Consider the following 24,579-nt stretch of genomic DNA (forward strand, 5'->3'; position numbering starts at 1 on the left):
GGAGCCGTGCTCGCTTTCGCGGTGGGGGGAAACGAGGGGTCAGCAGCCGATCGGCCGCAGCGCGGGGGAGGTGTTCTCGTCGCTGGTGGCGAACCCGGGCGGAAACGGCGCCTGTTCGCGGACGAGAGAGATGTAGTGGTGGAGATTGCGGCCGTTGTCGAAGGTGACCGCGCCGATCGTGCGCTCCCCCAGGCCGTACAGGACGCTGAAGGAGCCCTGGCCGGGGGTGCCCTGCACGACGGCGATCCGGTCGGCTGCGCCGGGGAAACCGACGCCCTTGATGTTGACGCCGAACTGCGTGGACCAGAAAGACGGCAACTCGGCGTGGGGAAGCCGTTCCTCGCCGGGCTCGCGGGTGATGTCGTGGGCGACGGTACGGGCCTGAGTGACAGCGCTGCCCCAGTGCTCGACCGACAGACGCCGGCCGGGGAACAAGGGGTGCGGCAGGGCGGCGATGTCCCCGGCCGCGTACACGTCCGGCAGCGGGCGCCCCTCCTGATCGAGCGCGTGGCACAGCTCGTCGCAGTGCACCCCGCCCGCGTCCGCGCACACGGCCGAGCCCGCCAGCCATTCGACATTGCGTACGGCGCCCAGCGCGACGACCGCGAGATCCGCGTCGACCGTCTCGCCGTCCGACAGCCGGACCTTCCGCAACGTGTGCTTCTTGTCCGCCACGAACTCGTCGACGGTGGTGCCGAGGCGCAGGTCCACGCCCGTGCTCCTGGCCAGGCCGGCCACCACATCGCCCACCGTCCTGCCCAACGGGCCCTGCAGGGGCGTCGCCTGCGCCTCGACCAGCGTCACCGGGAGCCCCAGTTCGCGCAGGCCGGAGGCCAGCTCACCGCCCAGGAAACCGGCACCGACCACCACCACCCGGCGCGGCTGTCGGGCCAGGCGCCTCTGGAGATCCTCGGCGTCGTCGCGGGTGCGGACGGTGAGGACGCCTTCGGGCACCCAGCCGGGGAACGGGCGGGCACGGGTGCCGGTCGCGATCACCAGGGTGTCGTAGCCGACGGTGCCGCCGTCGGCCAGGACGACCGACCGTCGCTCCGTGTCCAGCCCCACGGCTGCGGTGCCCAGCAGGAAGCGGGCGTCCAGGGGCCGGGTGACCGGCAGTTCGAGCCGACCGGGAGGGAGCTTCTCGCTGACGCACGCCTTGGTCAGCGGCGGTCGGTCGTACGGCCGGTGCGGCTCGTCCCCGATGATCGTCAGCGGGCCCGCGAAACCGTTCTCACGCAGCGCCTCGGCAGTCTTCAGCCCGGCGAGCGAAGCACCGACGACGACCACATGCCGGTCCTGGCTCGGTGCAGCCCTGGTCGGCTCGTCCTCGACGCCGACGGTGATGGCCCGTACCGGGCAGGCCAGGGCGGCCCGGTGGACGGCGTCCCGCATTTCGTCCGGGGGATTCGGTACGTAGGTCAGGGCCTCCAGGCCGTGCAGGGTGAAGGCCGAGGGGGCGGCGAACACGCACTGCCCGTATCCCTCACAGCGGTTCAGGTCGACGCTGATCCTCACCGGGCACCTTCCGTCCGGAAGGGAGCCAGCACCGGCAGCAGCACCCGGTCCACGAAGGACTCCACGAAGTTGACGTCGAGCTCACCGTCGGCGACCAGAACCTGATGGATCAGCGCGCTCCGGGCGAGGTCGGCGATCAGTACGGGGTCAGCGCCCTCACCGAGTTCCCCGCGCTCCCGGGCCCAGCCCAGGACCATCTCCGCGACGCGGGCGTGGTGCACGCGGCACAGCTCCTTGGCCATCCGCCCGACCTCGTCGCCCCCGGACGCGGCGACCAGCAGTCCGGAGAAGTACTGGGGCGTGCGCTGTTGTTCCGGGACCGCGGACGGCAGCAGGTTGCGCACCAGGTCCTCGCGAAGGGATCCCGAAGACGTCAGGGGAACCTGCTCGTCCACGCTCCGGGACACCGCCCTGCGCAACGCGGCGGCCATCAGCTGATCCTTGTTGGACCAGCGTCGGTAGACCGTCTTCGTGCTGGCCCTGGCCCTGCGGCACACCTCGGTCAGGCTCAGCCGTTCGTAGCCCACCTCGGAGAGCAGCTGCAGCGCCGCGTCCAGCAACGCGGCGTCGCGCTGGACGTCCATCGGGCGACCTGGAGACCGCGACGCGACCGGCGCGGGCGTGGGACTCACTTCTGAATTGAGAAACGACACGATGTCTTTTCCTAATTGGCCCGACATGTGGATTGACTCAACATCCTTATGCGAGAGGACAGTTCAGGCAGTCAGTAGAGCCTCGCAGGCGAGCACGACGGTGACATGGCGTCTCGTGAGCGCCCGTGCGGTCTCGAATCCCGGCCTCGGTCCGCCGTTCGGCGGTCCGCGAGTTGGTCATCCCGTCGCTCCCTCGCTGCGCCGAACCCAAATGCGGAACGGTCGCCCCGATTAAGATACGGAACGATCGCCCCGCTTGCAAGAGGTGGAACGATTGCTCCGCTTTCATCGGATGGGAGATCATGCGGTGGCAGGAGTCATCAGTCCCGGGGAGGGGGCAGGAGGGTGGACGTGTCTGCCAGCCAGGAGAGCGTGAAACCGCTGCGTGCCGACGCCAGGCGAAACAGGGCCCGAGTTCTTGAGACGGCGCACGAGGTGTTCGCCGCCGAGGGCTTCGGGGTGCCGATCGACGAGATCGCCCGGCGGGCCGGTGTGGGCGCGGGGACCGTCTACCGGCACTTCCCGACCAAGGAAGCCCTGTTCGAAGCCGTCGTACTGGACCGGCTGGACCACATGGTCGCCTCGGCCGCCGACCTTGTGGCGACCCGTGACCCGGGAGATGCCTTCTTCGCGTTCTTCTGGGCGGGTGTCGACGAGGGTGCGGGGGACAAGGGGCTTGCCGAGGCCATGGCCGAGGCGGGCTACGCCGCCGAGGTGCTCGCCCCCGAGGCCGAGAAGCGGTTCCGGAACACGTTCGGCGACCTGCTCGCCCGGGCCCAGGCTGTCGGTGCGGTACGCGGGGGCCTCGCGGTCGACGACGTGAGAGCTCTACTGGTGGGCTGTATGGCCATGCAGCGCTACCGAGGCGAAGCGGGCGGGCTCGGAGTGCTCAGGGAGATCGTCCAGGACGGACTGCGGGGCCGGAGTTGACGGACGACGGCTCCTGCTCGGCGGCCGGAGCTCTCGAACGCGGCGACTGATCGCCTCTCAGGGGTTGCGGCACGAACCAGCCCCCCAGTGCTGCGTGCCGCAGCCGCGACATGGCTCGCCACCCACAGCGTCCGCGAGCCGTCCGGATCCTGCCCGCTGCCGGGAGCGGCGACGTCGTGACCGTCGCACACCGACGCATCGGTCGTCGGACGAGGCGCGGCGGCGAAGGCGATGACACCACGGTCACACATGTTCCGGCGTTCGTGGGATGGCGTCGGGAACGGTGTCCACACCGGGCGTGGGCTTTCGGCGGCGGGCGATCGGGGCCCGGGCGGCGCGGCAGATGAGGGGCCAGGCGCCCTGCGGGGCGAAGCGGACGATGGCGATCAGCAGGGCGCCCTCGATGACCAGGGACAGGGTCTGCTGGTCCTGGAGCGCACGGGTCAGCCCGTAGTAGACGACGCCCACGCCGACGACGGGGCCGAGCACCGTGCCCGCTCCGCCGACCACGGCCATGAGGACGGCGTTCAGGCTCCAGGTCACGCTCGCCACGCCGTCGGGGGAGATGACGACGAACTGGAAGGCGATCACCGCTCCCGCCAGGCCGGTGAGCGCGCTGGTCGGCACCAGTGCGGCGAGACGGTGGCGGTAGACCGACACGCCAAGTCCGGCGGCCGCCGCTTCGTGGTCGCGTACGGCGGCGAGCCGCAGGCCGAAGGCGCTGTGCCGGACATAGAGGGCGAGCCCCATGGCGAGGGCGGCGACGAGGACCGCGATCTGGTACAGGTTGCCCCCGCTGGGAATCCGCTCAGTGGGGAGGGTGAGGCCGCTGGCGCCGCCGGCCCAGTTCCAGTTGCTGAGCAGGGCCTGGAGAGCGACGGAGACGGCCAGCGTGCCCACGGCGAAGTAGTCACCGCGCAGGCGCAGCAGCGGTACGGCGAGCAGCAGGGCGAGGAGGCCCGCGCCGATGCCCGAGCCGAGCAGGGCCAGCGGCCAGGGCAGTCCGGTGTGGATCAGGATCAGCGCGGTCGTGTAGCCGCCGCTCGCCATGAACGCGGCGGCGCCGAGGGAGATCTGGCCGCTGAAACCGGCGAGGACGTTCCATGCCTGGGCGATCGTCAGATACGTCAGCAGGGTGACGCTCAGGTCCAGCTGCCCGAGGGAGAGCACCGGGGCGAGGGCGAAGGCGGCGATGGTGACGGTCGCGAGGACGAGTGCGGGCCACAGGGCCTTCGGAGTCCCTCGGGGGACGGTCGGGGTTTTCATCCGGCGGCCTTTCGGAACAGGCCCTGGGGGCGTATGGCGAGGACGAGGAAGAAGGCGAGGTAGACGACGACGTCGCGCATACCGCCGCCGAACAGCTGGACGCTGACCGACTGGAGGACGCCGAGAGCGACGCCGGCGAGGAAGACCCCGCCGACGCTGCCGATGCCGGCCAGGGCCATCACGGCCATGCCGGTCAGCAGCAGCGGCATCCCGCTGCTGGGCGTGAAGCTCTGGGCGACGCCGGTCAGGACTCCGCCGGCCGCGGCCAGGGCGGCGGCGCCGGCGAAGGTCATGGCGTACACCTTGGGCACGTTGATGCCGAGCACGGCGGCGGTGGCCGGGTCCGCCGAGGCCGCCCTGACCGCGCTGCCGGCGCGCGTGCGGGTCAGAACGAGGTGGGTGACGGCGCACAGGAGGACGGTCAGCCCGAAGGCGATCAGGTAGATCGTCTGGATCCGCAGGCCGAGGACGGAGATGCCGGAAGTGGCGTAGGGGGCGGGCAGGCTCTTGGGGTGGGTGCCGAACCCGCCCTGGAACAGTGCCTGGGCGAGCAGGGACAGTCCGAAGGTGGCCACCAGAGGTGCGCTCTTGTCCCCTCGCAGGAGGGGGGTGAGCAGATACCGCTGGAGGGGATAGGCGATCAGGGCGACGCCCGCCATGGTGAGCGGCAGGGCCAGGAGCGGGTCCCAGCCGGAGTCCACTACCAGCAGGGACGCCAGGTAGGCGCCGCCGATGACGAGTTCGCCGTGGGCCAGGTTCATCAGGCCCAGTACGCCGAAGACCAGGGAGATGCCCAGCCCGATCAGGGCGTACAGGCCGCCGGCGAGGATACCGGCGGCCAGGACGTCGAGGCTCACGATGTGCTCCGTTCGCTCACGCTCGTGGTGGGTCGCAGCGCGTTCATGCCGGGCCTCATCCGAGCCCGGACAGGGAGGCGAGCGGGGATCCTCCCTTGGCCGGCCAGACCTGCTTGATGGCGCCGTCTTCCCACTGGCCGATGAAGGTGGGGGTCACGCTCTTGTTGTCGACGAACTTCACGGGGCCCTGTGCGGAGACGGTGGTGCTCTTGGCGAGGGCCTTGTTGAGGGCAGCGGCGTCGGTGCTTCCCGCGGCCGAGATGGCGTCCATGAGGATGGTCGCCTCGTGCAGTCCGAGGGCGACCGAGCCCAGGTCGGTGAGATTGGTGTACTTCTTGCCGTACTTCTTGACGATGAGGTCGGTGTCCGGCAGCCCGGCCGTGTCGGACCAGTTCAGCTGGACGAGGGTGCCGTTGCCGAGCTTGCCCAGGGATCCCCAGCCGGGCGTCTGCGCGCACTGCAGACCGATGGCGAGCTTGGGCTTGTAGGCCAGTGCCTTCATCTGCTTCCACATCGCGAAACAGTCCGGCGGGGTCATCGAGGCGATCAGCACCTGCGCGCCGGAGGAGGTCCCAGCCTTGATGACGTCGGAGAAGTCCGTGGTGCCGGTGGGGACGGACTTGGTGGCGGCGATGGCGAAGCCGGCCTTCTCGCCGGTGCCCGCCCAGAGCTTTCCCGTGGAGATGCCCTGGGCGTCGTTGTTGGTGACGATCAGCGTCTTCTTGTTGGTGTTCGCCCCGGCGGCGACCTCGAAGAAGTCCTTGGCCCCGTCGGCGAGCGACTGGAAGGAGTCCCAGGTGTAGCCCTTGCCCTTGGGCAGCAGCTCGATGGGCAGGGCGCCCATCACCAGGGGCACCTTCAGCGCGTCGGCCTGGCCCTGCATGTCGATGTTCTGCTGGCAGCACGACCCCAGCAGCCCCACGGCCTTGTCGGTGAGCACCAGGGAACGCACCTGCTGGATCATCGTGTTGGTGTCGCTGCGGTTGTCGAGCACCTTCAGCTCGACCTTCCGCCTCTTCCCGCCCACCTCCAGGCCGCCCTTGGCGTTCGCCTGCTCGACCGCCAGAAGGTAGCCGTCGCGTATCTGGTTGAGGACGGTGTTGCCCGACAGCGAGATGCTTGTTCCGATGACGATGGGACCGTCATCACTGCTGGAACCGCTGCTGCTGGAGGCGTTGCCCGCGCAGCCGGCCGCGGCGGCGAGCAGTGCGGCACCGGCGAGTGCGTAGGCGCGGCGGTGGGTGGTTCTGATCACGAGGGGTCTCCTTCGGAGGCGCTGAGCGGTCGGGAAACGGGGGCGGCGAGCAGTGAGTAGGAACCGGCTTCCGGGGCGTTGTCGTCGGTGGTGCCGAAGTAGGCGGCGTCCAGGGCCTCGTCACCGAGCAGGCCCGCCGGATCGCCGGTGTACGAGACGCGGCCCCGGGACAGCACCACGGCGTGGTCGGCGATCCCCAGCGCCCGCTTGACGTTCTGCTCCACCAGAACGATCGCGACGCCCTGGGAGTTGATCTCGGCGAGCGCGCCGTACAGGGCGTCGATCGCCACGGGGGCGAGGCCGAGCGAGATCTCGTCGCAGATCAGCACCTGGGGGTCGGCCATAAGGGCACGTCCAACGGCCAGCATCTGCTGCTGGCCGCCGGACATGGTGCCGGCCTGCTGGGTGGCACGTTCGGCGAGCACGGGGAAGATCGCGTGGACGCGTTCCATACGGCCGCGCACCTCGTCCTTGGCCAGCGCGAGAGGCGCGCCGAGCATCAGGTTCTCGGCGACGGTGAGGCCGGTGAAGATGCGGCGGCCTTCCTGGCAGTGGGCGATGCCCAGACGCGCGCGCCGGTGAGTGGCCATGCCGGTGATGTCCTGGCCGAGGGCGTGCACGGATCCCAATCTCGCCTGGACCGCGCCCATGATCGTGGCGCAGAGCGTCGACTTGCCGGCCCCGTTGGCACCCAGCACGGTCACGATCTGTCCGGCCTCGACGCGCATCGAGAAATCCCGCAGGGCGACCATGTCGCCGTATCCGGCGCTGACTGATTCCAGAGCGAGCACGGCAGCGGTGTCCGGTGTCGGCCCGGTGGCCGCGGTGCGCGCTGGCGGAGCCTGAGCCCTGTCGCCGTCGCCGAGGTAGACGGCCCGCACCTCCTCGTTCGCGGCGATCTCCGCGGGTGTGCCCTCGGCCAGGGGGCGGCCCCAGTTGAGCACCAGGACGCGGTCGACGAGTTCCCGTACCACCCGTTCGATGCGCTCGACCAGAAGCACGGTGATGCCCTGGTCGTGGACCTGGCGGATCAGGTCGATCGCCTCGTCCAGCTCGCGGCCCACGAGCCCGGCCGCGACCTCGTCGAACATGAGCACCCGGGGACGGGTGGCCAGGGCACGGGCCACCTCCAGCCGCTTCAGGTCCAGGACGCGCAGGGAGTCGGCGGGACGGGAGGCCTTGGTGTCCAGGCGGCACCGAGCGAGAATCTCGTCGATCTCTCCGGGGTGCGGATGGGGGCGGCTCGCCATGGCCCCGACCCGTACGTTCTCGCGGACGGTCAGGCCGTGGAAGGGCCGCGGGACCTGGTGGGCCAGTGCGATGCCGCTGCGGGTGATGCGGTGCGTCGGCATGCGGTCCAGCCGCTGCTCACCCAGCCACACCTCTCCTTCGGTGGGGCGGTGGACGCCGGAGATCAGCTTGAGCAGGGTGCTCTTTCCGGCGCCGTTGGGGCCGATGACGGCGACCGCTTCGCCGGACGCCACCGAGAGGTCGACGCCTTCCAGAGCCGTGACACCGCCGAATCGCTTGGTGAGTCCTCGTACCTGGAGAGCCGCCGTAGGAGGTTCGGTCCCCGGCAGGGGCGACGCACCGGCACCACCGGCGCGTACTTCGGGGGTTGTCTCAGCATCCAGTTTCTTCACGCCGTGACTCCTCACCGCCGCGCCCCGGGAACGCCCCGGTGTCATGCGGCGAGTGGTTGACCGTAACTTCGCTGAAGCGTACGGTCCCTCATGTTGAAACGCTAGTCCTAATTACTGGGACATTTGCTTGGGTGGTGGCGGCGCTCGCGGTGGAGCGAGAGGTGGACCGTGCGCTGGAGTGCGCGGGTTCCGTAAGGTGCCATCCGCCCGGCGTTTGCATGTCTCTTTAGTCGGGATTGAATTCCTGTTTATCGAGCACACCTGCCCGGACCCGCGTCCCGGCCCGTGCATGCAGGTAGGGCTCAGAGAGATTCCCGGTACATCGCGGTGAAGGCCGTGTCGAGGCCGGGGCTCGCCTCGATGAGTTCGGTCATGCCGGGAAGGACGTCACGCGTGTCGAAGTAGGCGACGCGGGAGTCGGGCCCGACGGACGCGGTGAACACGGCCTCGTAGCCCTTGCGGCGCATCGCCTCCACCGCTGCGTCGAAGGCCGTTGTGGCGCAACCGAAATGGTGGAAGCCGTATCCCCGTTCGACGATCACGTCGCGGTGCACCGACGGGAGTTCGTCTGCGGGCTGGATGAGTTCGTACTGCATGTGCCCGCCGAAACCGAGCGCCACGTGCGCCCGTGCCTGGGTGGGCTCGCCCCGGTAGCGGGGGTCCTCGCCCGCGAAGTCCCGCAGGACCGTCCACGGCCCCACCCCGAAGCTCTCGCTGAACCGGGCCGTCGCCGCGTCGAGATCCTCGACGACGAACGCCATCTGGATGAGGCCGTCGGTCGGTTGGCCGAAGTCGAACAACATGGAAGTTCCCTGACGAGTCGTGAGCCGGAACGGTCGGGTGGCTGCGTGGTGTGTCGGACGCGTGGGGGAGAAGGCGCACTCAGAAGGGGCTGCCGCCCATGATCACCCGCTCTTCCGGCGGTATCGGGTCGAGACTCACATGGACCTCGACGCAGGACGGGCGCCCGCTCAGAAGGGCCTTGGCGAGGGCGAGCGCGAGTTCGTCGAGGGCGCGCACCTGGTAGCCGTCCGCGCCGAGGGCGAGCGCGGCTGCGGCGTAGGAGCCGTTCTCCAGCCGGTTGTTGACCACCCGGTCCTTGCCGTGCATGAGTTCCTGCGCGTGCAGAGTGGCGCCCCACGCCCGGTTGTTCAGCACGACGACGACCACTGCGAGTCCGGCGCGCACCATGGAGTCGAACTCGCCGAGGCTGTAGCCGACGGAACCGTCACCGGTCACCAGGACGACGTTCGTGCCGGGAGCCACGGCTGCCTGTGCTCCGAGCGCGACGCCCATGCCGACTCCCATGGAACCGAGGTAGCCGTGGCAGAGGAACGCGGACACCGGAGCCTCGGAGATCGCTTCCGACAGCCAGAGATAGGTGAGCGCGCCGTCGGCGACGGCCACCGACCCCTCGGGCAGGGCCGCGGCGATGGCGCACACGGCGTCATAGGGGTGTACGCGCTCGTCGGGGACCACCTGAGAGGCCACGGCTTCGCGCCGCCGTCGAAGGTGTGCCCGCAGGGTGGCCTGCCAGCCGGCCGGATCGGGGCCGGCGGCCTGCCTGAGAGTGAGCGCCCGGTTGAGATCCTGGAACACCGGCAGTGGATCGGCGGCGACCGAGAGGGAGACCGGCTGCAGGAGGCCCAGTTCGCCACCGGAGGGATCGATCTGCACGACACGCGCCGTACGCGGGATCAGCGCACCCGAGCCGTGCGCGGTCGTCAGGCCGAACCGCAGTCCCGCCATGATCACCAGGTCGGGTTCGCCTCCGGGCGGCAGGCCGTTAAGCCCTTGGAGCAGGCCGAAGTTCAGGGTGCTGGGTGTGATCGCGCCGAGGCCCTCGTAGTCCGCCATCAGTGGAATGCCCAGTCGCTCGGCGAACGTCCGTAGCTCACCGGCGGCGCCGGATCGCGGGACTTCGGAACCGGCGATGATCACCGGTCTCCGGGCCTGCGCCAGCAGGTCCAGGACCTGTTCCGCCCCGGCGTGTGAGAGTCCCGGCCCGTGGTCGCCGCCGCGCAGGAGTTCCTGGGTCAGGTCGGGCAGGTCGATCCGCTCGGTGAGCACGTCCCAGGGGATGTCGACCAGCACGGGCCCTCGTGGTGCGGCGAGCGCGGTGCGGATCGCGCGGGCCAGGACGCGGGGGATCAGCGACGCGCGCGTCACTCGGTGTGCCCATTTGGTGACGGGTGTCGCGATCGCGACCTGGTCCAGGCCCGCCTGCAGGGTGTTGGTCTGGTCGTCGGCGAGCGGCCCGGACGCGGCGAGGTAGAGCACGGGAGTGCGGTCGAGGTGAGCGTTGGCCATCGACGTCACGGCGTTGGTGAACCCGCCGCCCGCGGTGAGCAGTGCGACGCCGAGGGCGTTGCGCACCCTCGCGTACCCTTCGGCCGCGTGGCCCGCGTTCATCTCGTGCCGCGTGTCCACGATGGGCAGCCGGTGGTCGAGCGCGGCCTGGTAGACGGCGTCGATGTGCGCGCCGTTGATGCCGAACATCCGGTCCACACCGGCCTGTTGCAGGAGGCGGACGACGAGGTCGCCGCCGGACACGAGAGGCATGGAACGTTTCCTTTCCCGATGTCGGAGTGCGTCAGACGCAGGTCTCGCCGCCGTCGACGGCCAGGACATGACCGGTGACGAAACTCGAGCGGGGAGAGGCGAGCCAGTACGCGGCCTCGGCGACCTCCCGCGGCTGCGCCACACGGCCGAGCGGAGTAGCCGCGGCGGCGCCCTCGGCGTCGAGGTGCTCGTGTTCCTCCAGGCGCCGCAGCATTTCGGTGCGGGTCAGGCCCGGGGCTATCGCGTTGACCCGGATACCGTGCCGTCCGTGCTCGGCGGCCGCGGATCTTGTCAGCCCGACGACGCCGTGCTTGAACGCGGAGTACGCGGCCCCGCCACCCGGATTGCCCACGAGGCCGGCGACCGAGGACGTGTTCACGATCGTGCCGTGGCCCTGGGGCACCATGACGGCCAGTTCGTGCTTCATGCACAGCCACACGCCACGCAGGTTGACCGACTCCGAGAGCTCCCAGCTCTCGCTGCTGAGCCGCTCGATCGGGCCGACAGGGGGCGCGATGCCCGCGTTGTTGAACGCGGCGTCCAGAGTGCCGTAGGTGTCGACCGCTGCGGCGACCATGTTCTCGACCTCCTTCTCGACCGACACGTCCGCCTGGACGAAGACGGCCCTGCCGCCCGCCGCCGTGATGGCGGCGACGGTGTCCGCGCCGGACTCGGAGCGGTCCGCGGCGACGACGGCCGCACCGCGCTCGGCGAACAGTCCCGCCGCCGCGCGCCCGATGCCCGAGCCGGCGCCGGTCACGAGCACGACCGATCCCTCCATGCCGTGCGCCGTCACCGCCGCGCCTCCGCTGCGGCGAGGACCTCGTCGTAGACCGGGTTGGCGAGCACCGACCTCTCCACCGCGGCGCGGTGCGGGTTCTCCGGTGTGGTGGGGACCGACGCGAGGATCGCGTCGAACCGCCGGGCGAGCAGGTCCCGGTGCTCGGCGTGGGTCAGGACGTAGAGGGTTTCCTCCTGTATCGCCAGCAGGACCCGCTCGCCGACTTCCCTCGGAAGCATCGCCGTTTGGTGCAGGTCGGCCTCGGCGAGGGCGCCCGGAGCATGTGGCCTCGGCCCGCCAGGAGGCGGCGGGCCCTGGTGGATGTTGGTGCGGACGATTCCCGGTGTCAGGACGGACACGCTGACCTGGGTGTCGCGTAGTTCGGCCGCCAGCGCCTCCATCAGCCCCACCACACCGAATTTCGCGGCCACGTAGAGCGCTCCCGGGGTGCCGAGCAGGCCGCCGATCGACGCGGTCGAGACGATGTGCCCCGGGCGGTCGGCGGCCAGCATGCGCGGCAGGAAGGTCCGGATGCCGTTGAAGACGCCGGTGAGGTTGATGTCGAGCACCCAGTCCCACTGGTCGAAGCTCGCCTCGGCCACCGGTGCGAGGAAGCCGACGCCCGCGTTGTTGACCAGCACGTCCACGCCGCCGTAGTCCGCGTCGAGTCGGTCGGCGACGGCGGCGAACGCCTCCCGGTCCCGTACGTCGAGTTCGATGGCCTCGGCCTTGCCGATACGCGCGAGTTCGCGTTGCGCGCTCTGCAGCGTCTCCGTGACGACGCCGCAGATGACCACGTTCATTCCGGCGTGGCACAGCACCTGTGCCACGCCGAGACCGATGCCGCTGTCCCCGCCGGTGATGAAGGCGGTCTTGCCCGCCAGGTCTCGCACGGCCGTCAGCCGCCGCTGTGGTGGGCGGCGATGGCCCGGTCGAGAACGGCGTGGTCGGCCCAGCTGCCGTGGAAGCCGAACGGCACCCGGCTGGGGAGCTTGACCCGGGCCAGCGGGGTGCGGCGCAGGTCCGCCGCGTCGTGGACCAGCAGTTCGCTGAGGTCGGTGGCGCGGTTCCACCACAGGGAGAGAAGGTAGCCGTCGTCCTCGGCGCGGGCGTTCTCGCGGGCGACGAAGACCGGTTCGCTCGGGCTGGTCAGGCCCTCCGGTCCCTCGACGACGGTGGTGCGGTCGAGGAGGTGGTCGTGGCGGGCGAGGCCGTCGGACATGGTGTCCTCGGCCAGGCCGCGTGTGGTGACGAAGTAGCCGTAGCGGTGGGGCCTGCCCGTGTAGGCGTCGTTGATCTTGGGGAACTCGCCGAAGACGCCGCTGGTCATCTCCTCCGTGGCCCGTCCCGTCGCCAGGTCGACGCGCCAGCGGCAGGGCAGGGCCGGCGGGAACCACTCGTGGGAGCCCAGCGGCGCGGACAGGCGGTCGACCGGGCTGCCGAGACGGCTGATCCGGTGCCCGTCGACGATCAGCTCGCCGTCCTGCTCGTAGGCGTTGTAGAAGTGGGTGTTGGCCCAGTGGCCGCCTATCTCGTGCCAGGTGACCTCGTGGGTGTGGCGGTTCATCAGGACGATCTGGACCCCGTGTTCGAGGGAGTCCTCGTCCCAGACCACGCCGGGCAGGCTCCGCGCCACCAGGTCGAGGCGGAACTGCGCGGGGGTGACGAAGAAGACCGCGTACGTGTCGCTGACCGCGAAGTCGTGCATGAGGACCGGCACTCCGATGTCGAAGGAGTGCGAGTCGATGATCTCGGCGGTCTTCACGTCGGCCCGGTACCAGGTGATGACCGGTCCGGTGGCGGCGAAGAAGAGCATGTCGCCGGTGTCGGGGTCGGTCTTGTAGTGGCCGGTGCACAGGATGTCGACGCCGCCGTGGAAGTCGTACGTGCCGAGGGTGCGCAGCGTCTCGGGATCCAGCGCGTGGGGCAGGCCGCCGTCGAAGTAGACGATCAGGTGGTCGTCGAAGAGGCCGGCGTTGATGTTGGCCACGTTCTTGGCGCGCGGGGCGCCCTCGGGCAGCCGGCCCGGGGTGCCGCCGTTGACGAAGCCGCTGTAGACGGCCTCCCCGGCCTCCACCTCGACTCTCATCGAGTCGGTCTCGACCCAGCGGGTGCGGTAGGCGGCCCTGCCCTCGCGCAGGTAGATCCCGCACACCATGCCGTCGCCCTCCCACCAGTGGTAGCGGTCGGTGTTGCGGGGCTGGAAGCGGGGGTTGGAGGAGACGCGGAACAGCGCGCCCGCGAGGTCGGCCGGTATCTCGCCGTCCACCTCCAGGCCGTACGCCTCGCTCTCCTCCGTCCAAGGCGCGAAGGGGCCGCGCAGGAACTTGTTGCCGGTCGACCAGTCGGCCCCGGTAGGCGGCGGGGCGGTCGGACGGGGGACGACGGTCATGGGGTCCAGGGGCATGGGACTCTCCGTGCGGCTCTGTGGGGCGGGGCGGTCAGAAGGGGTAGTGCGGGAGTTCGCCGCGTACGGTGACCCACTGCTGTTCGGTGAACGCCTCCAGGTTGGCGGCCGCGCCGCCGTGGCGGGCCCCGGTGCCGGAGGCGCCGACCCCGCCGAAGGGGATGAGCGTCTCGTCGTTGACCGTCTGGTCGTTGATGTGGACCAGACCGCTGGGTATCCGCTCCGCGAGGGCCAGGCCCTTCATGACGTCCCGGGTGAGGATGCCCAGGGACAGTCCGTACTCGGTCCCGGCGGCCAGGTCGGCGGCCTCGTCGAGATCCTGGAAGGTGACGACGGGTGCCACGGGCCCGAAGATCTCCTGGGCGTAGGCGGGCGCGGTGAGCGGTACGTCGGTCAGGACGGTCGGCCGGTAGAAGAGCTCCTCGTAGGTACCGCCCGCGGCCAGCCGGGCCCCGGCCCCGACGGACTCGGTGACGATGCGGTGAATGGTGTCGCGCTGGCCGGCGTCGATGACCGGTCCCAGGGCGACCTGCTCGGTGGTCGGGTCGCCGACCGGGAGCGCGTCGGCGTGCTGGGCGAGCAGGGCGGTGTACTCGTCGGCGACCGAGGCGTGGACGAGGTGGCGGCTGCTGGCCATGCAGATCTGGCCGGCGTGGACGAAGGACCCCCAGGCGCCCACCGAGGCGGCCTTGTCCAGGTCGACGTCGTCCATGATGACGAGCGCGGAGTTACCGCCCAGTTCCAGGTGTACGCGCTTGAGATGCTGGGCTGCGGCGACACCGATGGCGCGGCCGGCCCGGGTGGAGCCGGTGAACGCGATGACGGGGATCCGCGGGTGCTCGACGACGGCCGCTCCGACGTCCGCGCCGCCGGGCAGGACGTGCAGCAGACCGGGCGGCAGGCCCGCCTCCTCGAAGATCCGGGCGAAGACGACACCGCCGCTGATCGCGGTGCGCGGGTCCGGCTTGAGGACGACCGCGTTGCCGAGGGCGAGTGCCGGGGCGACGGCCCGCATGGCCAGGATGACCGGCACGTTGAACGGCGCGATGACACCGACGACCCCGACCGGGACCCGGCGGGCGAAGGACAGCCGTTCCTGTCCGGAACGCAGCAGCTCGCCGTAGGGTGCCCCGGCGAGGGCGGCGGCCTCGTGGCACTCCTCCGCCCCACCACTGGTGACCTGGAGGGCGGCGAAGGGCCGGATCGCGCCGGACTCCCGCATCAGCCACGTCTCGATCTCCTGCTGGTGCTCCTCGAAGAGGCGCGCGGCGCGGCGCAGTACGGCGGCCCGGTCGGAGTACGGCCGTACCGCCCACTCCCGCTGGGCCCGCACCGCCCGCTCCACCGCCCGGTCCACGTCGGCGGCGGTGGCGGAGCCGACACGGCCCAGCGCCTTGCCTGTCGCCGGCTCGACGGCGTCGTAGACCTCGCCCGAGCCGCTGATCCACTCACCCGATCCGGAGAAGACGCGGCCTTCCCAGGTGCTGCTGTCCAAAAGCGTCATGGTGTCCCGTTCCCTGAGTCTGACGTCCCGCATATTCGGACCTCTATAGCGTGATACAGGACGCTGCATCGGAGGGGTGCGTGACGTCAAGAGGTGTGCGGCTGTGATTTCACCCAGTTGACCTAAGGTCGCTCGCCGCCCTAGTGTCCCATAAAACGAAATTAGAGTCCTGCTAAAGGAGACACGCTTATGGCGATCACCGGACTGGGGCACACCGGCTTCTGGGTCGACGACCTGGAGACGATGCGCGCCTTCTACGAGCGGGTCCTGGGCCTGACGGTCACCGACGAGGACGAGGAGCGCGGCATCTTCTTCTTCTCCGCGCGCCCCGAGGAGGAGCACCACGAGTTCGTCCTCCAGCGGGGCCGCACCGCGCCTCCCGGTGCCAAGCTCACCCACCAGGTGTCATGGCGGGTGGACTCGCTGGACACGGTCATCGACTTCCACCACAGGTTCCGTGCCGAGGGCATCGAGGTCCAGCAGGAAGTGACCCACGGCAACGCCATCGGGATCTACTTCTTCGACCCCGAGGGCAACCGCAACGAGGTCTATCTGCGGCTGGAGCGCGACGTACGCCAGCCCTTCCGCAAGTCCCTCGACCTCGACCTGTCCCCGGAGGAGATCTTCGCCGAGGTCGAGCGGCTGCTGACCGAGGGCGGTCCCGCCTACCAGCCGGTCCAGTGACCGCCGTGCCCACGGCATCCCCGACGCCGCCGGTCCTGGTGGTCGGTGCCGGTCCGACCGGACTGACGGCCGCCCATCTGCTGGGCTCCCGGGGGATACGGGTCGTGCTGGTGGAACGCAACGCCACCACCAGCAACGGCGCCAAAGCGATCAGCCTGGACGACGAGTCGCTGCGCACCCTGCAGTCGGCCGACGGCCTAGACGAGGCGGTCTACCCGATCATCGTCCCGGGTACCGGGACGAGGTACTTCGGCGTCGGCGGACGGCCCCTCCTGCACGCCCGCGGCACCGGCGACCAGCGCCTCGGACACCCCTTCAAGAACCCCTTCGCCCAGCCCGACCTGGAGCGAGTGCTGCGGGAGCAGTTGGACCGGCTCCCGAGCGTTGACGTCCGCTTCGGAACCCGGTTGACAGATCTCACCCAGGAGCCCGGCCGGGTGCGCGCCTCGCTCCGTACGGGCGGGGAGGACGGGCCGGTGGAGGAACTGGAGGCCGTGTACCTCCTCGGCTGCGACGGCGGCCGCAGTACCGTACGCGACCTGCTGTCCGTCCCCATGCGCGGACGCAGCTTCCCGGATGTGTGGCTGGTGGTCGACACCCTTGAGGACACGCACGACCAGCGATTCGGTATGCACCACGGAGACCCCGACCGGCCCGTGGTCATCGTCGCCGGCCGGGACGGCCGCTGCCGTTACGAGTTCCGGCTGAAGCCCGGAGAGTGTGCGGCGGGCTCGCCTCCGCCGCTCGCCCTCGTGCGTGAACTCCTGGGCCCCTACCGGGAGATCGAACCCGCGCAGATCGAGCGCGCGGTCGCGTACAGCTTCCACGCGCTGCTCGCCGACCGGCTGCGCGAGGGCCGCTGCTTCCTGCTCGGCGACGCCGCGCACATGATGCCGCCGTTCGCCGGCCAGGGCCTCAACTCCGGTCTGCGGGACGCGGCCAACCTGTGCTGGAAGATCGCCGACGTCCTGGCGGGCCGGGCCGGCGACGCCTTGCTCGACACGTACGACACCGAGCGCCGCCCGCACGCCCGGGCCGTGATCGACCTCTCCGTACGCCTCGGCCGCGTCGTCATGACCACCAGCCGCCCCCGTGCCCTCCTGCGCGACCTGCTGGTGCGCACGGCCATGCTCACCCCGCCGGGACGCCGCTATCTGACCGAGATGCGCTACCGCCCCGACGCCCGCGTCCGCGCGGGGGCCGTGCTCCACGCGGACGGCCCCGGCTGTGCACTGGTCGGCACGATGCTGCCCCAGCCGCGGGTGCTGCGCGGCTCCAGCCACCACCTCAGCCGGCTCGACGACGTGCTCGGACAGGGCTGGAGCCTGCTCGGGATCGACGTGAAAGATGACGACTGGACGGCCGTTGCGCGGGCCGGCCTTCCCGACGCCACCGCCGTGGACGTCCACCTCGACGACCGTGCGCCGCGTGACCGAGCCGGACGCGTGGGGATCGCCGATGCCGACGGCCGGCTCGACGCCCTCTTCGCCGGGCTGACCGGCTCCTTCGTCCTCGTACGTCCCGACCGTCTGGTGGCAGCTGTCTTCACCTCCGCGCGGACCGCGCACGTCGGAGCGTGGCTGCGGTCCTTCGCCGCCCGCCCCGAAGCGGAAGACGCCGACCTTGACCCCGAACCCGAGATCCAGCACGACTCCCAGGGAGTGCCCCGATGAGACTCAGCACCGTCCGCCTCGCCGACGGCCGTCACACCGCCGCCGCACGGCAGGAAGGCGACGAACTCGTCCTGCTGCCCCACTCCGACATCGGCGCGCTGCTGGCCACCGGTGACGACTGGCAGGAACGGGCGGCCACCACGGACGGCGAGCGCCTGCCGCTGGCCGGGACCTCACTGGCCCCGCTCGTCCCCCACCCGAACAAGATCGTCTGCCTGGGCCTCAACTACGCCACCCACATCCGGGAGATGGGCCGCCCGACCCCCGCCCACCCCACCCTCTTCGCCAAGTACGACGGCTCCCTCATCGGTGCTCACGACGAGATCCACATGCCGCCGGTCAGCGACGACCTCGACTGGGAGGCCGAGTTGGGAGTCGTCGTCGGACGGCGTGGCCGCCACGTACCGCGTGAGAAGGCCCTGGAGCACGTCGCCGGCTACACGGTCGCCAACGACGTCACCGTACGGGACTGGCAGCACCGCACCCGCGAGTTCCTCTCCGGCAAGACCTTCGAGGCCACCACACCGATCGGACCCGCCCTGGTCACCCCCGACGAACTCCCGCCCGGAGCCTCGGGACTGGACATCTCCTGCAGCGTCGACGGCCACACCATGCAGAAGTCCAACACCGCCGACCTGCTCTTCGACGTGGCCGACACCATCGCCTACATCAGCACCATCATCACGCTGCTGCCCGGCGACCTGATCCTCACCGGAACCCCGGGCGGCGTGGGCGCCGGCCGCGACCCGAAGGTCTTCCTGCGCCCCGGCCAGGAACTCGTCACCGCAGTGGAGGGCATCGGGGAACTGCGCAACACCGTCGTCAAGGACCGGCTGTAGACCGGAAGGGCGGACGGCCGGGCGCGGCCTCCACCACGCCGCGCCCACCCGCTACAGTGTCTCGCATGTCAGGAAACACGTCCCCCAGCTACCGCGACCGCAACTCCACGGCCGACCGGGCACTCGACATCCTGACCATGTTCGACGACGTCCATCTCGTCGTCTCCGGGACGGCCGTGGCCGAGCGGCTCGGCGTGGCACGCTCCACCGCCTACCGCTACCTCCAGAGCCTCGTCGCCGGACGTTTCCTCGAAGAGGCCCCCGGCGGCGGGTTCCGGCTCGGCCTGCGGGTGCTGGAGATCGCCCGGCTGGCCCGCCGCAGCTACGGCCTCTCCGAAGTCGCCATGCAGTCGATGGAGGACCTCGCCGTCGAGACGCACGAGACGGTCCTGCTCACCCGCCGCACCGGCGACCTCGTCGTGTGCGTGGACCGCGCGGAGAGCACCCGCGCGGTCCGCATCTCCTACGAGCGCGGCAGTGCCCTGCCCATCAACGCCGGCGCCTCCGCCCTCGTGCTGCTGGCCTGGAGCCCGGAGGACGAGGCCCGCCGCCTGCTTCAGAACGCCGAACTGCGGCGGTTCACCCCGGCCACCCTCACCGATGTCGACGCGCTGATGGAACGCCTCGGCCGCATCCGCCGCCTCGGCTACTCCGTCACCCGCGGCGAACTCGACCCCGATGTGGTCGGCGTCGCCGCCCCGATCCGGGACGAGAACAAGAACGTGGTCGCGGCCGTCAGCGTCGCCGCCCTCGCCTCCCGCGTGTACCCGGAGGCCGAGACGGAGATCGCCCAGAAGGTCCTCGCCACCGCGCAGCAGATCAGCGACCGGATGGCCGTCGTCGCGGGATGACCCCGCTCATGCGGGGGCCCGCCGTCGGGGCCTCCACCTGATCGGGCCGCGGTCCGACCGGACATCCTGACCGGCGTTCGAACTCCTCCGCCGGTCGCTCCGGGGCGGGACCCGAGTCGGCGGCCGACCGGAACACCTCATGGTGGAGCCGCAATCGTGGCCGAGTTCTGCCTCCTCGCGTGATGATGGGCCGTGCGCCGGCCGGGCACACAGTGGTCGCTGCCGAGACCGGGCGCGGACTCCGGCCGGTCGTCTGTCAGCCGGCGGGTATCACCTGGACGGCGAGGATGGCGGCAGCCATCAGTTCCTCGCGGGGCGCGTCGGAGGCGGCGTTGACGGCGAGGCCCTCGGCGGTGGCCATGAGGAAGCGGGCCAAGGTCCTGCAGTCGGTGCCGGCGGGCAGGTCCCCGTCCGCCACGGCCTTCTCGAATCGGTCCTGGACAGCCCGCCGGTAGTCGTCGCGCGCGACCTTGAGCACCTCCACGATCGCGCGGCCGTCCTCGCCGGAGGCGAGACCCGCCTGCACGGTCAGACAGCCGCGGGGCTTGCCCGGTGTGGTGTACGCCTCGACCAGGCCCGTCAGCAGCCGTAGCGCCACCTCGCGCGCGGTGGGCTGCGCCAGCGCCTCGCGGGACAGGGGCGAGCGGGCCTCGGCGTAACGGTGCAGGACCTTCTCGAAGAGTTCCCGCTTGTTGCCGAAGGCCGCGTAGAGGCTGGGAGGCCGGATGTCCATCGCCGCTGTCAGGTCGGCGATCGAGGTGGCCTCATAACCCTGGCGCCAGAACAGCTCCAAGGCCACGTCCAGTGCGGCCTCCTCGTCGAAGGCGCGCTTTCCGCCTCTGGGCATGGTCCCTCCCTCTCTTGCCCGGTTCCGCCGGGGTGCCGGTTGCACGATTCCTTTAGTGGTCGTTACAGTGTAGCCGTTCACCGCTTTAGTGATCGCTACACGGAAAGGCGGGTGGCTCTCATGGGCAAGCTGACGGGCAAGACCGCGGTCATCACCGGCGGAAGCAGCGGTATCGGGCTGGCGACTGCCCGGACCTTCGTCGCCGAGGACGCCCACGTGTACATCACCGGCCTCGACGCGGAGGAACTGGCCGCGGCTCGGGACGGGATCGCGGGTGAGGTCACAGCCGTGCAGGTCGACATATCCCGCCTGGAGGATCTCGACCGGCTCTGGCGGCAGGTCGAGCGCGAGCGGGGAGGCGTCGACATCGTCGTCGCCAACGCCGGCCGCGGAGAGCAGGCCACCCTGGCCCAGGCCACGCCGGAGCACTTCGACCGGCTCTTCTCCGTGAACGCCCGGGGCACGTTCTTCACCGTGCAGAAGGCGCTGCCGCTGCTCAACGACAACGGCTCCGTCGTTCTGATGGCGTCCGCCGGGCACATGAACGGCGCGGCGGAGCGCACGGTCTACAGCGCCACCAAGGCCGCCATCCGCTCCTTCGCCCGCACCTGGGCGAGCGAGCTGAAAGGGCGCGGGATCCGGGTGAACACGGTCAGCCCAGGGCCCATCGACACCCCGATCATCGACACGCAGGACGACCCGGACGCCCTACGGGCCGCCCTGGCGGCCATGGTCCCCCTGCGCCGTCTGGGCCGGCCCGAGGAGATCGCGGCAGCCGTGCTGTTCCTCGCCTCCGACGACAACCGGTACACCACCGGCTCCGACCTCGTCGTCGACGGCGGCCACACCCAGATCTGACCACCACCCACGAACCGGCATCAACACCTTCTTGAGGAGAAACCCATGAACGACACCACGATCTGGCCGCACCACGCCCTCGGCAAGGAGCTGAGCAACTGGGGTCGCTGGGGTGACGACGACGAGATCGGCACCCTGAACTTCATCACCCCCGCCAAGCGGGTCGCCTCGGCCCAACTGGTCAGGACAGGAAAGACCTTCGACCTGGGCATGTCCTTCGGCAAGGAGGGCCCGGCCGGCCCGAACACCTTCCGCAACAACCCCCAGCACATGATGACGCTGGTGCCCTCGGACAGCGCCGGCGCCCCCGACGGCATGTTCGGCACCGACGACCTGGTGGTCATGAGCCTCCAGGCGGCCACCCAGTGGGACGGCCTCGCCCACATGGGATACGGCGGCCACTTCTACAACAACGTCCCGGCCGCCGCGGTCAACAACTTCACCGGCGCCTCTCGGGACTCCTTCGCCGCGGTGGCCGGACGTCCCATCTCGCGCGGGGTGCTCCTGGACATCGCCGCGCTCAAGGGCGTCGACCGCCTGGCGGACTCCTACGAGGTCACCGCGGCCGACCTGACGGCGGCCGAGGAACGCCAGGGCGTGCGTGTGGAGTCCGGTGACATCCTCTGCGTGCGCACCGGGTGGCACCGGTGGTTCGCCGAGGGCGACCGTGACCACTACATGGGCGAGAACGAGGCCGGCCTGGGCCTCGATACCCTGCGCTGGCTGTACGACCGCGAGGTCGCCGCCGTGGCGGTGGACAACTGGGCCGTCGAGGTCTACCCGTCCCCGATCGAGGGCACCTACGCCCCCTTCCACCAGGTCGCGATCCGCGACATGGGCCTGACCCTCGGCGAGATGTGGGACTTCGAGGCCCTGGCCGCCGACTGCGCCCAGGACGGCGTCTGGGAGTTCCTCCTGTGCGCCCCCGGCCTCAAGATCACCGGCTCGGTCGGCTCGCCCATCACCCCCATCGCCCTCAAGTAGGAGCTGCGGCCCTTCGGATTCGGACAGCGAGCAAGGAGGACGAGTCATGAGAGAGGCCGACAACACCACTCTGGTGCTGCGGTATTTCGAAAGGTTCGCCGCGGGCGACGCGGAAGCGGCATTCGCCCTGCTGGACGAGCAGGTGGTGTGGTGGGTGTCGGGCAAACCCGACCAGTATCCCTCCGCCGGCAACCACAGCAAGGCCGAGGTCATCGAGATGCTGGGCCGGGTCGGACAGATCATGCCGAACGGGCTGGACATCAAGGTCACGTCCACCACGGCACAGGACGACCGGGTCGTGGCGGAGGTCGAGAGCCGCGGCGTCTCCGCCGCCGGGAAGGTCTACGACCAGCGGCTGGTCTTCGTCCTCCAGGTGCGGGACAACAAGATCTTCCGCATCCGGGAGTACCTCGACACCCAGCACGCCGTCGCCGTCCTGGCGACGGCCTGACCCCCGGCCCCGGGGATGCCCCTGATCGCGGGACATCCCCGGGGCCCTCCACAGCGGTTGACACCTCGTTCAATTCACGGAAGGCAGCGCACTGACATGACATCCCCCCGACTGACGATCGACGTGTGGGCAGACGTGCTCTGCCCCTGGTGCTACGTCGGCGAGCATCGTCTGAGCACCGCGGTCGCGCAGTCCCCGCACGCGGCCGACATCGACCTCAAAATTCACACCTGGCAGCTCGACCCGAACGTCCCCACCGAGGTCTCGTGGATCCCGGAGTACCGGGTCAAGAGGTTCGGGGTGACGCCCGACCAGGCGCGGGCGATGGAGAGTGAGGTGGCGGGGCAGGCCGCTGCCGACGGCCTGCCCTACGTCCTCGACCGACCCGTGCGCAACACCCTCGACATGCTGCGCCTGGTCCACCTCGGCAACGAACACGGCGTGGGCTGGCAGTACATGGCGGCGATGCACGCTGAACTGTTCGGCAGCGGCAACGCCGACACCTTCGAGCACGAGACGCTGATCCGCCTGGGCGAGGGACTGGGTATCCCCGGCGACGAGATCCGCGACGTCCTCGCGACCCACCGCTACGCCGCCGCCGTACGGGCCGATCATGCCGCCGCGGTGGCCCTGGGCGCCCGTGGTGTCCCCTTCACCGTCCTCGGCAACCGGCTGGGCATACCCGGCACGGCCGGCATCCGCCAGTACACCGACGCCATCGACCAGGCATGGGAGCTCGTCAATGAATGACACACCGTCCGCCCCGCAGGCGCTGCAGCTCATCGACACCGGGCTGGCCGGCGGCTGGTGCGATGCGGAGACCGGAATCTGCACGAGCGCTGTCCCGGAGCCCGCTACTCCGGGCCTGGTGGCTCTCGGGGAGAGTTTGCCCGGCGCAGACCAGGCGGGTTGCCTTCCCGGCTGAACGCGTCGAACGGGCGGCCTGCCTGCCGCCCATGGACCTGGGAGCAGTGGTCCCGCGGAAGCTGTTGTGCGGGCAACCAGCAGCGGGGCTGGTCGTTGGTGCAGGTCGAGTGACGCCGACTGCTCCTGCCAAGCCGGAACGAGGACGCACGTTCTCCACGCGGAAACAGCAGGTTCGCGGCATGCGTCGAGGCCTGCGGAATGTGACCCAGGCCACATGGGAAACGGTGCCGTTTTCTCTGAGGTCTGGCTAGGCTGATGCCACCCAAAGAGAACGGCACCGTTTCGCGTCGGAAGGGAGCGAGGTCATGGCCGAGCAGTCGACGGCTCGTCGTAGCCGCTTCACCCCCTTGCGTGCGGCGCAGCTCTACGACGCTGTGCTCGACCTTCTGCGTGAGTTCGGATACGAGGCGCTCTCGATGGAGGCCGTGGCCACCCGGGCACGGTTCAGCAAGGCCACGCTCTACCGTGACTGGGGAGGGAAGCCGCAGCTGGTCGCCGCCGCGATGAAGTACCGCAGGCCGAGGCAGATCGACTCGATCGACACCGGCTCGCTGCGCGGCGACCTGTACGCACTGGCCGACCAGTCCCAGAACGGGGAGCACGCGCAGAGTGCCGCTGTGCAACTGGGCGTGGGGCACGCGATCTATGACAACCCCGAACTCCGTCACACCCTGAGAGAGGTGATGCTCGCCCCCATCCTCGACGACATCCGCGCCATCCTTCAACGCGGTGTCCAGCGAGGTGAAGTCGCTCCGGACAACCCGGCGCTGGATCTCGTCCCGTCGATGCTGGCCAGCGTCTCCATCGCCCGTCCGCTGATCAGCGAAGCGACTCTGTCCCGCGCTGATGCGAGGCGGTTCATGGAAGCACTGGTCTTCCCCGCCCTCGGCATCTGACCTGCCCCACCGGGTCCTCACGCACCGGCCTTCCCCACCGTCGGCGCGTGCAACTCAGCGAGCACCACGCACTTTTCCCGCCTTTGGCCTCCCCGCACTGTCGGCTTCCGGCGCCCTGCCCGGCCAATGACGGCCCCGTGCTCAAGTAGCGCGCCCCCCTTCCCGCCGTGTCCCTGCACGGCTGAACACACCCCCC

General features: G+C 70.3%; 23 protein-coding genes. 10 read left to right on the forward strand and 13 right to left on the reverse strand.

Going from position 1 to position 24,579, the window contains the following annotated elements; genetic code table 11:
- Positions 1 to 39: 39 nt before the first annotated feature.
- Both ACLZN2_RS25970 and ACLZN2_RS25975 read right to left on the reverse strand, forming a co-directional pair.
- Positions 40 to 1,515, reverse strand: a complete 1,476-nt coding sequence (locus ACLZN2_RS25970; RefSeq protein WP_416981456.1) for an FAD-dependent oxidoreductase — start codon at positions 1,513 to 1,515, stop codon at positions 40 to 42.
- The gene (locus ACLZN2_RS25975; protein ID WP_416981457.1) at positions 1,512 to 2,099 is read right to left on the reverse strand and encodes a TetR/AcrR family transcriptional regulator; all 588 of its coding nucleotides are present in this window, start codon (positions 2,097 to 2,099) and stop codon (positions 1,512 to 1,514) included. The genes ACLZN2_RS25970 and ACLZN2_RS25975 overlap by 4 nt, the downstream gene beginning before the upstream one ends.
- A gap of 420 nt (positions 2,100 to 2,519) precedes the next feature.
- Here ACLZN2_RS25975 and ACLZN2_RS25980 point away from each other — a divergent pair, with 420 nt between their 5' ends.
- On the forward strand, positions 2,520 to 3,098 hold the full coding sequence (locus ACLZN2_RS25980) for a TetR/AcrR family transcriptional regulator (protein ID WP_416981458.1): 579 nt from the start codon (positions 2,520 to 2,522) through the stop codon (positions 3,096 to 3,098).
- Positions 3,099 to 3,341: 243 nt separating this feature from the next.
- Here ACLZN2_RS25980 and ACLZN2_RS25985 read toward each other — a convergent pair whose 3' ends face one another.
- The 10 genes from ACLZN2_RS25985 to ACLZN2_RS26030 form a co-directional block, all read right to left on the reverse strand.
- The gene (locus ACLZN2_RS25985) at positions 3,342 to 4,364 is read right to left on the reverse strand and encodes a branched-chain amino acid ABC transporter permease (protein WP_416981460.1); all 1,023 of its coding nucleotides are present in this window, start codon (positions 4,362 to 4,364) and stop codon (positions 3,342 to 3,344) included.
- Positions 4,361 to 5,221, reverse strand: coding sequence for a branched-chain amino acid ABC transporter permease (locus ACLZN2_RS25990; protein WP_194083149.1), 861 nt, complete (start codon positions 5,219 to 5,221; stop codon positions 4,361 to 4,363). The genes ACLZN2_RS25985 and ACLZN2_RS25990 overlap by 4 nt, the downstream gene beginning before the upstream one ends.
- A 55-nt stretch (positions 5,222 to 5,276) precedes the next feature.
- On the reverse strand, positions 5,277 to 6,476 hold the full coding sequence (locus ACLZN2_RS25995) for an ABC transporter substrate-binding protein (protein ID WP_416981461.1): 1,200 nt from the start codon (positions 6,474 to 6,476) through the stop codon (positions 5,277 to 5,279).
- Positions 6,473 to 8,119 (reverse strand): ATP-binding cassette domain-containing protein, encoded by a 1,647-nt coding sequence (locus ACLZN2_RS26000; protein WP_416981463.1) that lies wholly within the window; start codon positions 8,117 to 8,119, stop codon positions 6,473 to 6,475. Before ACLZN2_RS26000 ends, ACLZN2_RS25995 begins: the two co-directional genes overlap by 4 nt.
- Positions 8,120 to 8,421: 302 nt before the next feature.
- A complete protein-coding gene (locus ACLZN2_RS26005) occupies positions 8,422 to 8,922 on the reverse strand; it encodes a VOC family protein (protein ID WP_416981465.1) in 501 nt (166 codons plus the stop codon).
- A gap of 79 nt (positions 8,923 to 9,001) precedes the next feature.
- Positions 9,002 to 10,681 (reverse strand): thiamine pyrophosphate-binding protein, encoded by a 1,680-nt coding sequence (locus tag ACLZN2_RS26010; RefSeq protein ID WP_416981466.1) that lies wholly within the window; start codon positions 10,679 to 10,681, stop codon positions 9,002 to 9,004.
- A gap of 31 nt (positions 10,682 to 10,712) precedes the next feature.
- Complete coding sequence (locus tag ACLZN2_RS26015; RefSeq protein WP_416981467.1) at positions 10,713 to 11,462, reverse strand: SDR family NAD(P)-dependent oxidoreductase; 750 nt, start codon at positions 11,460 to 11,462, stop codon at positions 10,713 to 10,715.
- Positions 11,463 to 11,473: 11 nt separating this feature from the next.
- Positions 11,474 to 12,355: an SDR family oxidoreductase gene (locus ACLZN2_RS26020; RefSeq protein WP_416981468.1), complete on the reverse strand. Its 882-nt coding sequence runs from the start codon at positions 12,353 to 12,355 to the stop codon at positions 11,474 to 11,476.
- A 5-nt stretch (positions 12,356 to 12,360) separates the two neighbouring features.
- On the reverse strand, positions 12,361 to 13,869 hold the full coding sequence (locus ACLZN2_RS26025) for a carotenoid oxygenase family protein (protein WP_416981469.1): 1,509 nt from the start codon (positions 13,867 to 13,869) through the stop codon (positions 12,361 to 12,363).
- A gap of 34 nt (positions 13,870 to 13,903) precedes the next feature.
- A complete protein-coding gene (locus ACLZN2_RS26030) occupies positions 13,904 to 15,373 on the reverse strand; it encodes an aldehyde dehydrogenase family protein (RefSeq protein WP_416981470.1) in 1,470 nt (489 codons plus the stop codon).
- A gap of 189 nt (positions 15,374 to 15,562) precedes the next feature.
- Between ACLZN2_RS26030 and ACLZN2_RS26035 the strand changes: the two genes are divergently transcribed.
- The 4 genes from ACLZN2_RS26035 to ACLZN2_RS26050 all read left to right on the forward strand — a co-directional run bounded on the left by ACLZN2_RS26035 (position 15,563) and on the right by ACLZN2_RS26050 (position 19,420).
- Complete coding sequence (locus ACLZN2_RS26035) at positions 15,563 to 16,057, forward strand: VOC family protein (protein ID WP_416981472.1); 495 nt, start codon at positions 15,563 to 15,565, stop codon at positions 16,055 to 16,057.
- Between the two features lie 5 nt (positions 16,058 to 16,062).
- Positions 16,063 to 17,730 (forward strand): bifunctional 3-(3-hydroxy-phenyl)propionate/3-hydroxycinnamic acid hydroxylase, encoded by a 1,668-nt coding sequence (locus tag ACLZN2_RS26040; protein WP_416981473.1) that lies wholly within the window; start codon positions 16,063 to 16,065, stop codon positions 17,728 to 17,730.
- Positions 17,727 to 18,569, forward strand: a complete 843-nt coding sequence (locus ACLZN2_RS26045; protein ID WP_416981474.1) for a fumarylacetoacetate hydrolase family protein — start codon at positions 17,727 to 17,729, stop codon at positions 18,567 to 18,569. The genes ACLZN2_RS26040 and ACLZN2_RS26045 overlap by 4 nt, the downstream gene beginning before the upstream one ends.
- A 65-nt stretch (positions 18,570 to 18,634) precedes the next feature.
- The gene (locus ACLZN2_RS26050; protein WP_416981475.1) at positions 18,635 to 19,420 is read left to right on the forward strand and encodes an IclR family transcriptional regulator; all 786 of its coding nucleotides are present in this window, start codon (positions 18,635 to 18,637) and stop codon (positions 19,418 to 19,420) included.
- Between the two features lie 256 nt (positions 19,421 to 19,676).
- On the opposite strand, the gene ACLZN2_RS26055 is transcribed toward ACLZN2_RS26050, so the two are convergent.
- Positions 19,677 to 20,267, reverse strand: coding sequence for a TetR/AcrR family transcriptional regulator (locus tag ACLZN2_RS26055; protein WP_416981476.1), 591 nt, complete (start codon positions 20,265 to 20,267; stop codon positions 19,677 to 19,679).
- A 120-nt stretch (positions 20,268 to 20,387) separates the two neighbouring features.
- Here ACLZN2_RS26055 and ACLZN2_RS26060 point away from each other — a divergent pair, with 120 nt between their 5' ends.
- The 5 genes from ACLZN2_RS26060 to ACLZN2_RS26080 all read left to right on the forward strand — a co-directional run bounded on the left by ACLZN2_RS26060 (position 20,388) and on the right by ACLZN2_RS26080 (position 24,383).
- Complete coding sequence (locus ACLZN2_RS26060) at positions 20,388 to 21,125, forward strand: SDR family NAD(P)-dependent oxidoreductase (RefSeq protein ID WP_416981477.1); 738 nt, start codon at positions 20,388 to 20,390, stop codon at positions 21,123 to 21,125.
- A gap of 45 nt (positions 21,126 to 21,170) precedes the next feature.
- On the forward strand, positions 21,171 to 22,109 hold the full coding sequence (locus ACLZN2_RS26065) for a cyclase family protein (protein WP_416981478.1): 939 nt from the start codon (positions 21,171 to 21,173) through the stop codon (positions 22,107 to 22,109).
- Between the two features lie 46 nt (positions 22,110 to 22,155).
- Positions 22,156 to 22,560, forward strand: a complete 405-nt coding sequence (locus tag ACLZN2_RS26070; protein ID WP_416981480.1) for a nuclear transport factor 2 family protein — start codon at positions 22,156 to 22,158, stop codon at positions 22,558 to 22,560.
- Positions 22,561 to 22,656: 96 nt separating this feature from the next.
- The gene (locus tag ACLZN2_RS26075) at positions 22,657 to 23,310 is read left to right on the forward strand and encodes a DsbA family oxidoreductase (protein WP_416981481.1); all 654 of its coding nucleotides are present in this window, start codon (positions 22,657 to 22,659) and stop codon (positions 23,308 to 23,310) included.
- Between the two features lie 482 nt (positions 23,311 to 23,792).
- Positions 23,793 to 24,383 carry a TetR/AcrR family transcriptional regulator gene (locus tag ACLZN2_RS26080; protein WP_416981482.1) on the forward strand — a complete coding sequence of 197 codons (591 nt, stop codon included), beginning with the start codon at positions 23,793 to 23,795 and terminating at the stop codon, positions 24,381 to 24,383.
- Positions 24,384 to 24,579: the final 196 nt, after the last annotated feature.

The sequence above is a fragment of the Streptomyces sp. T028 genome (assembly GCF_048159505.1).
Lineage (GTDB): Bacteria > Actinomycetota > Actinomycetes > Streptomycetales > Streptomycetaceae > Streptomyces.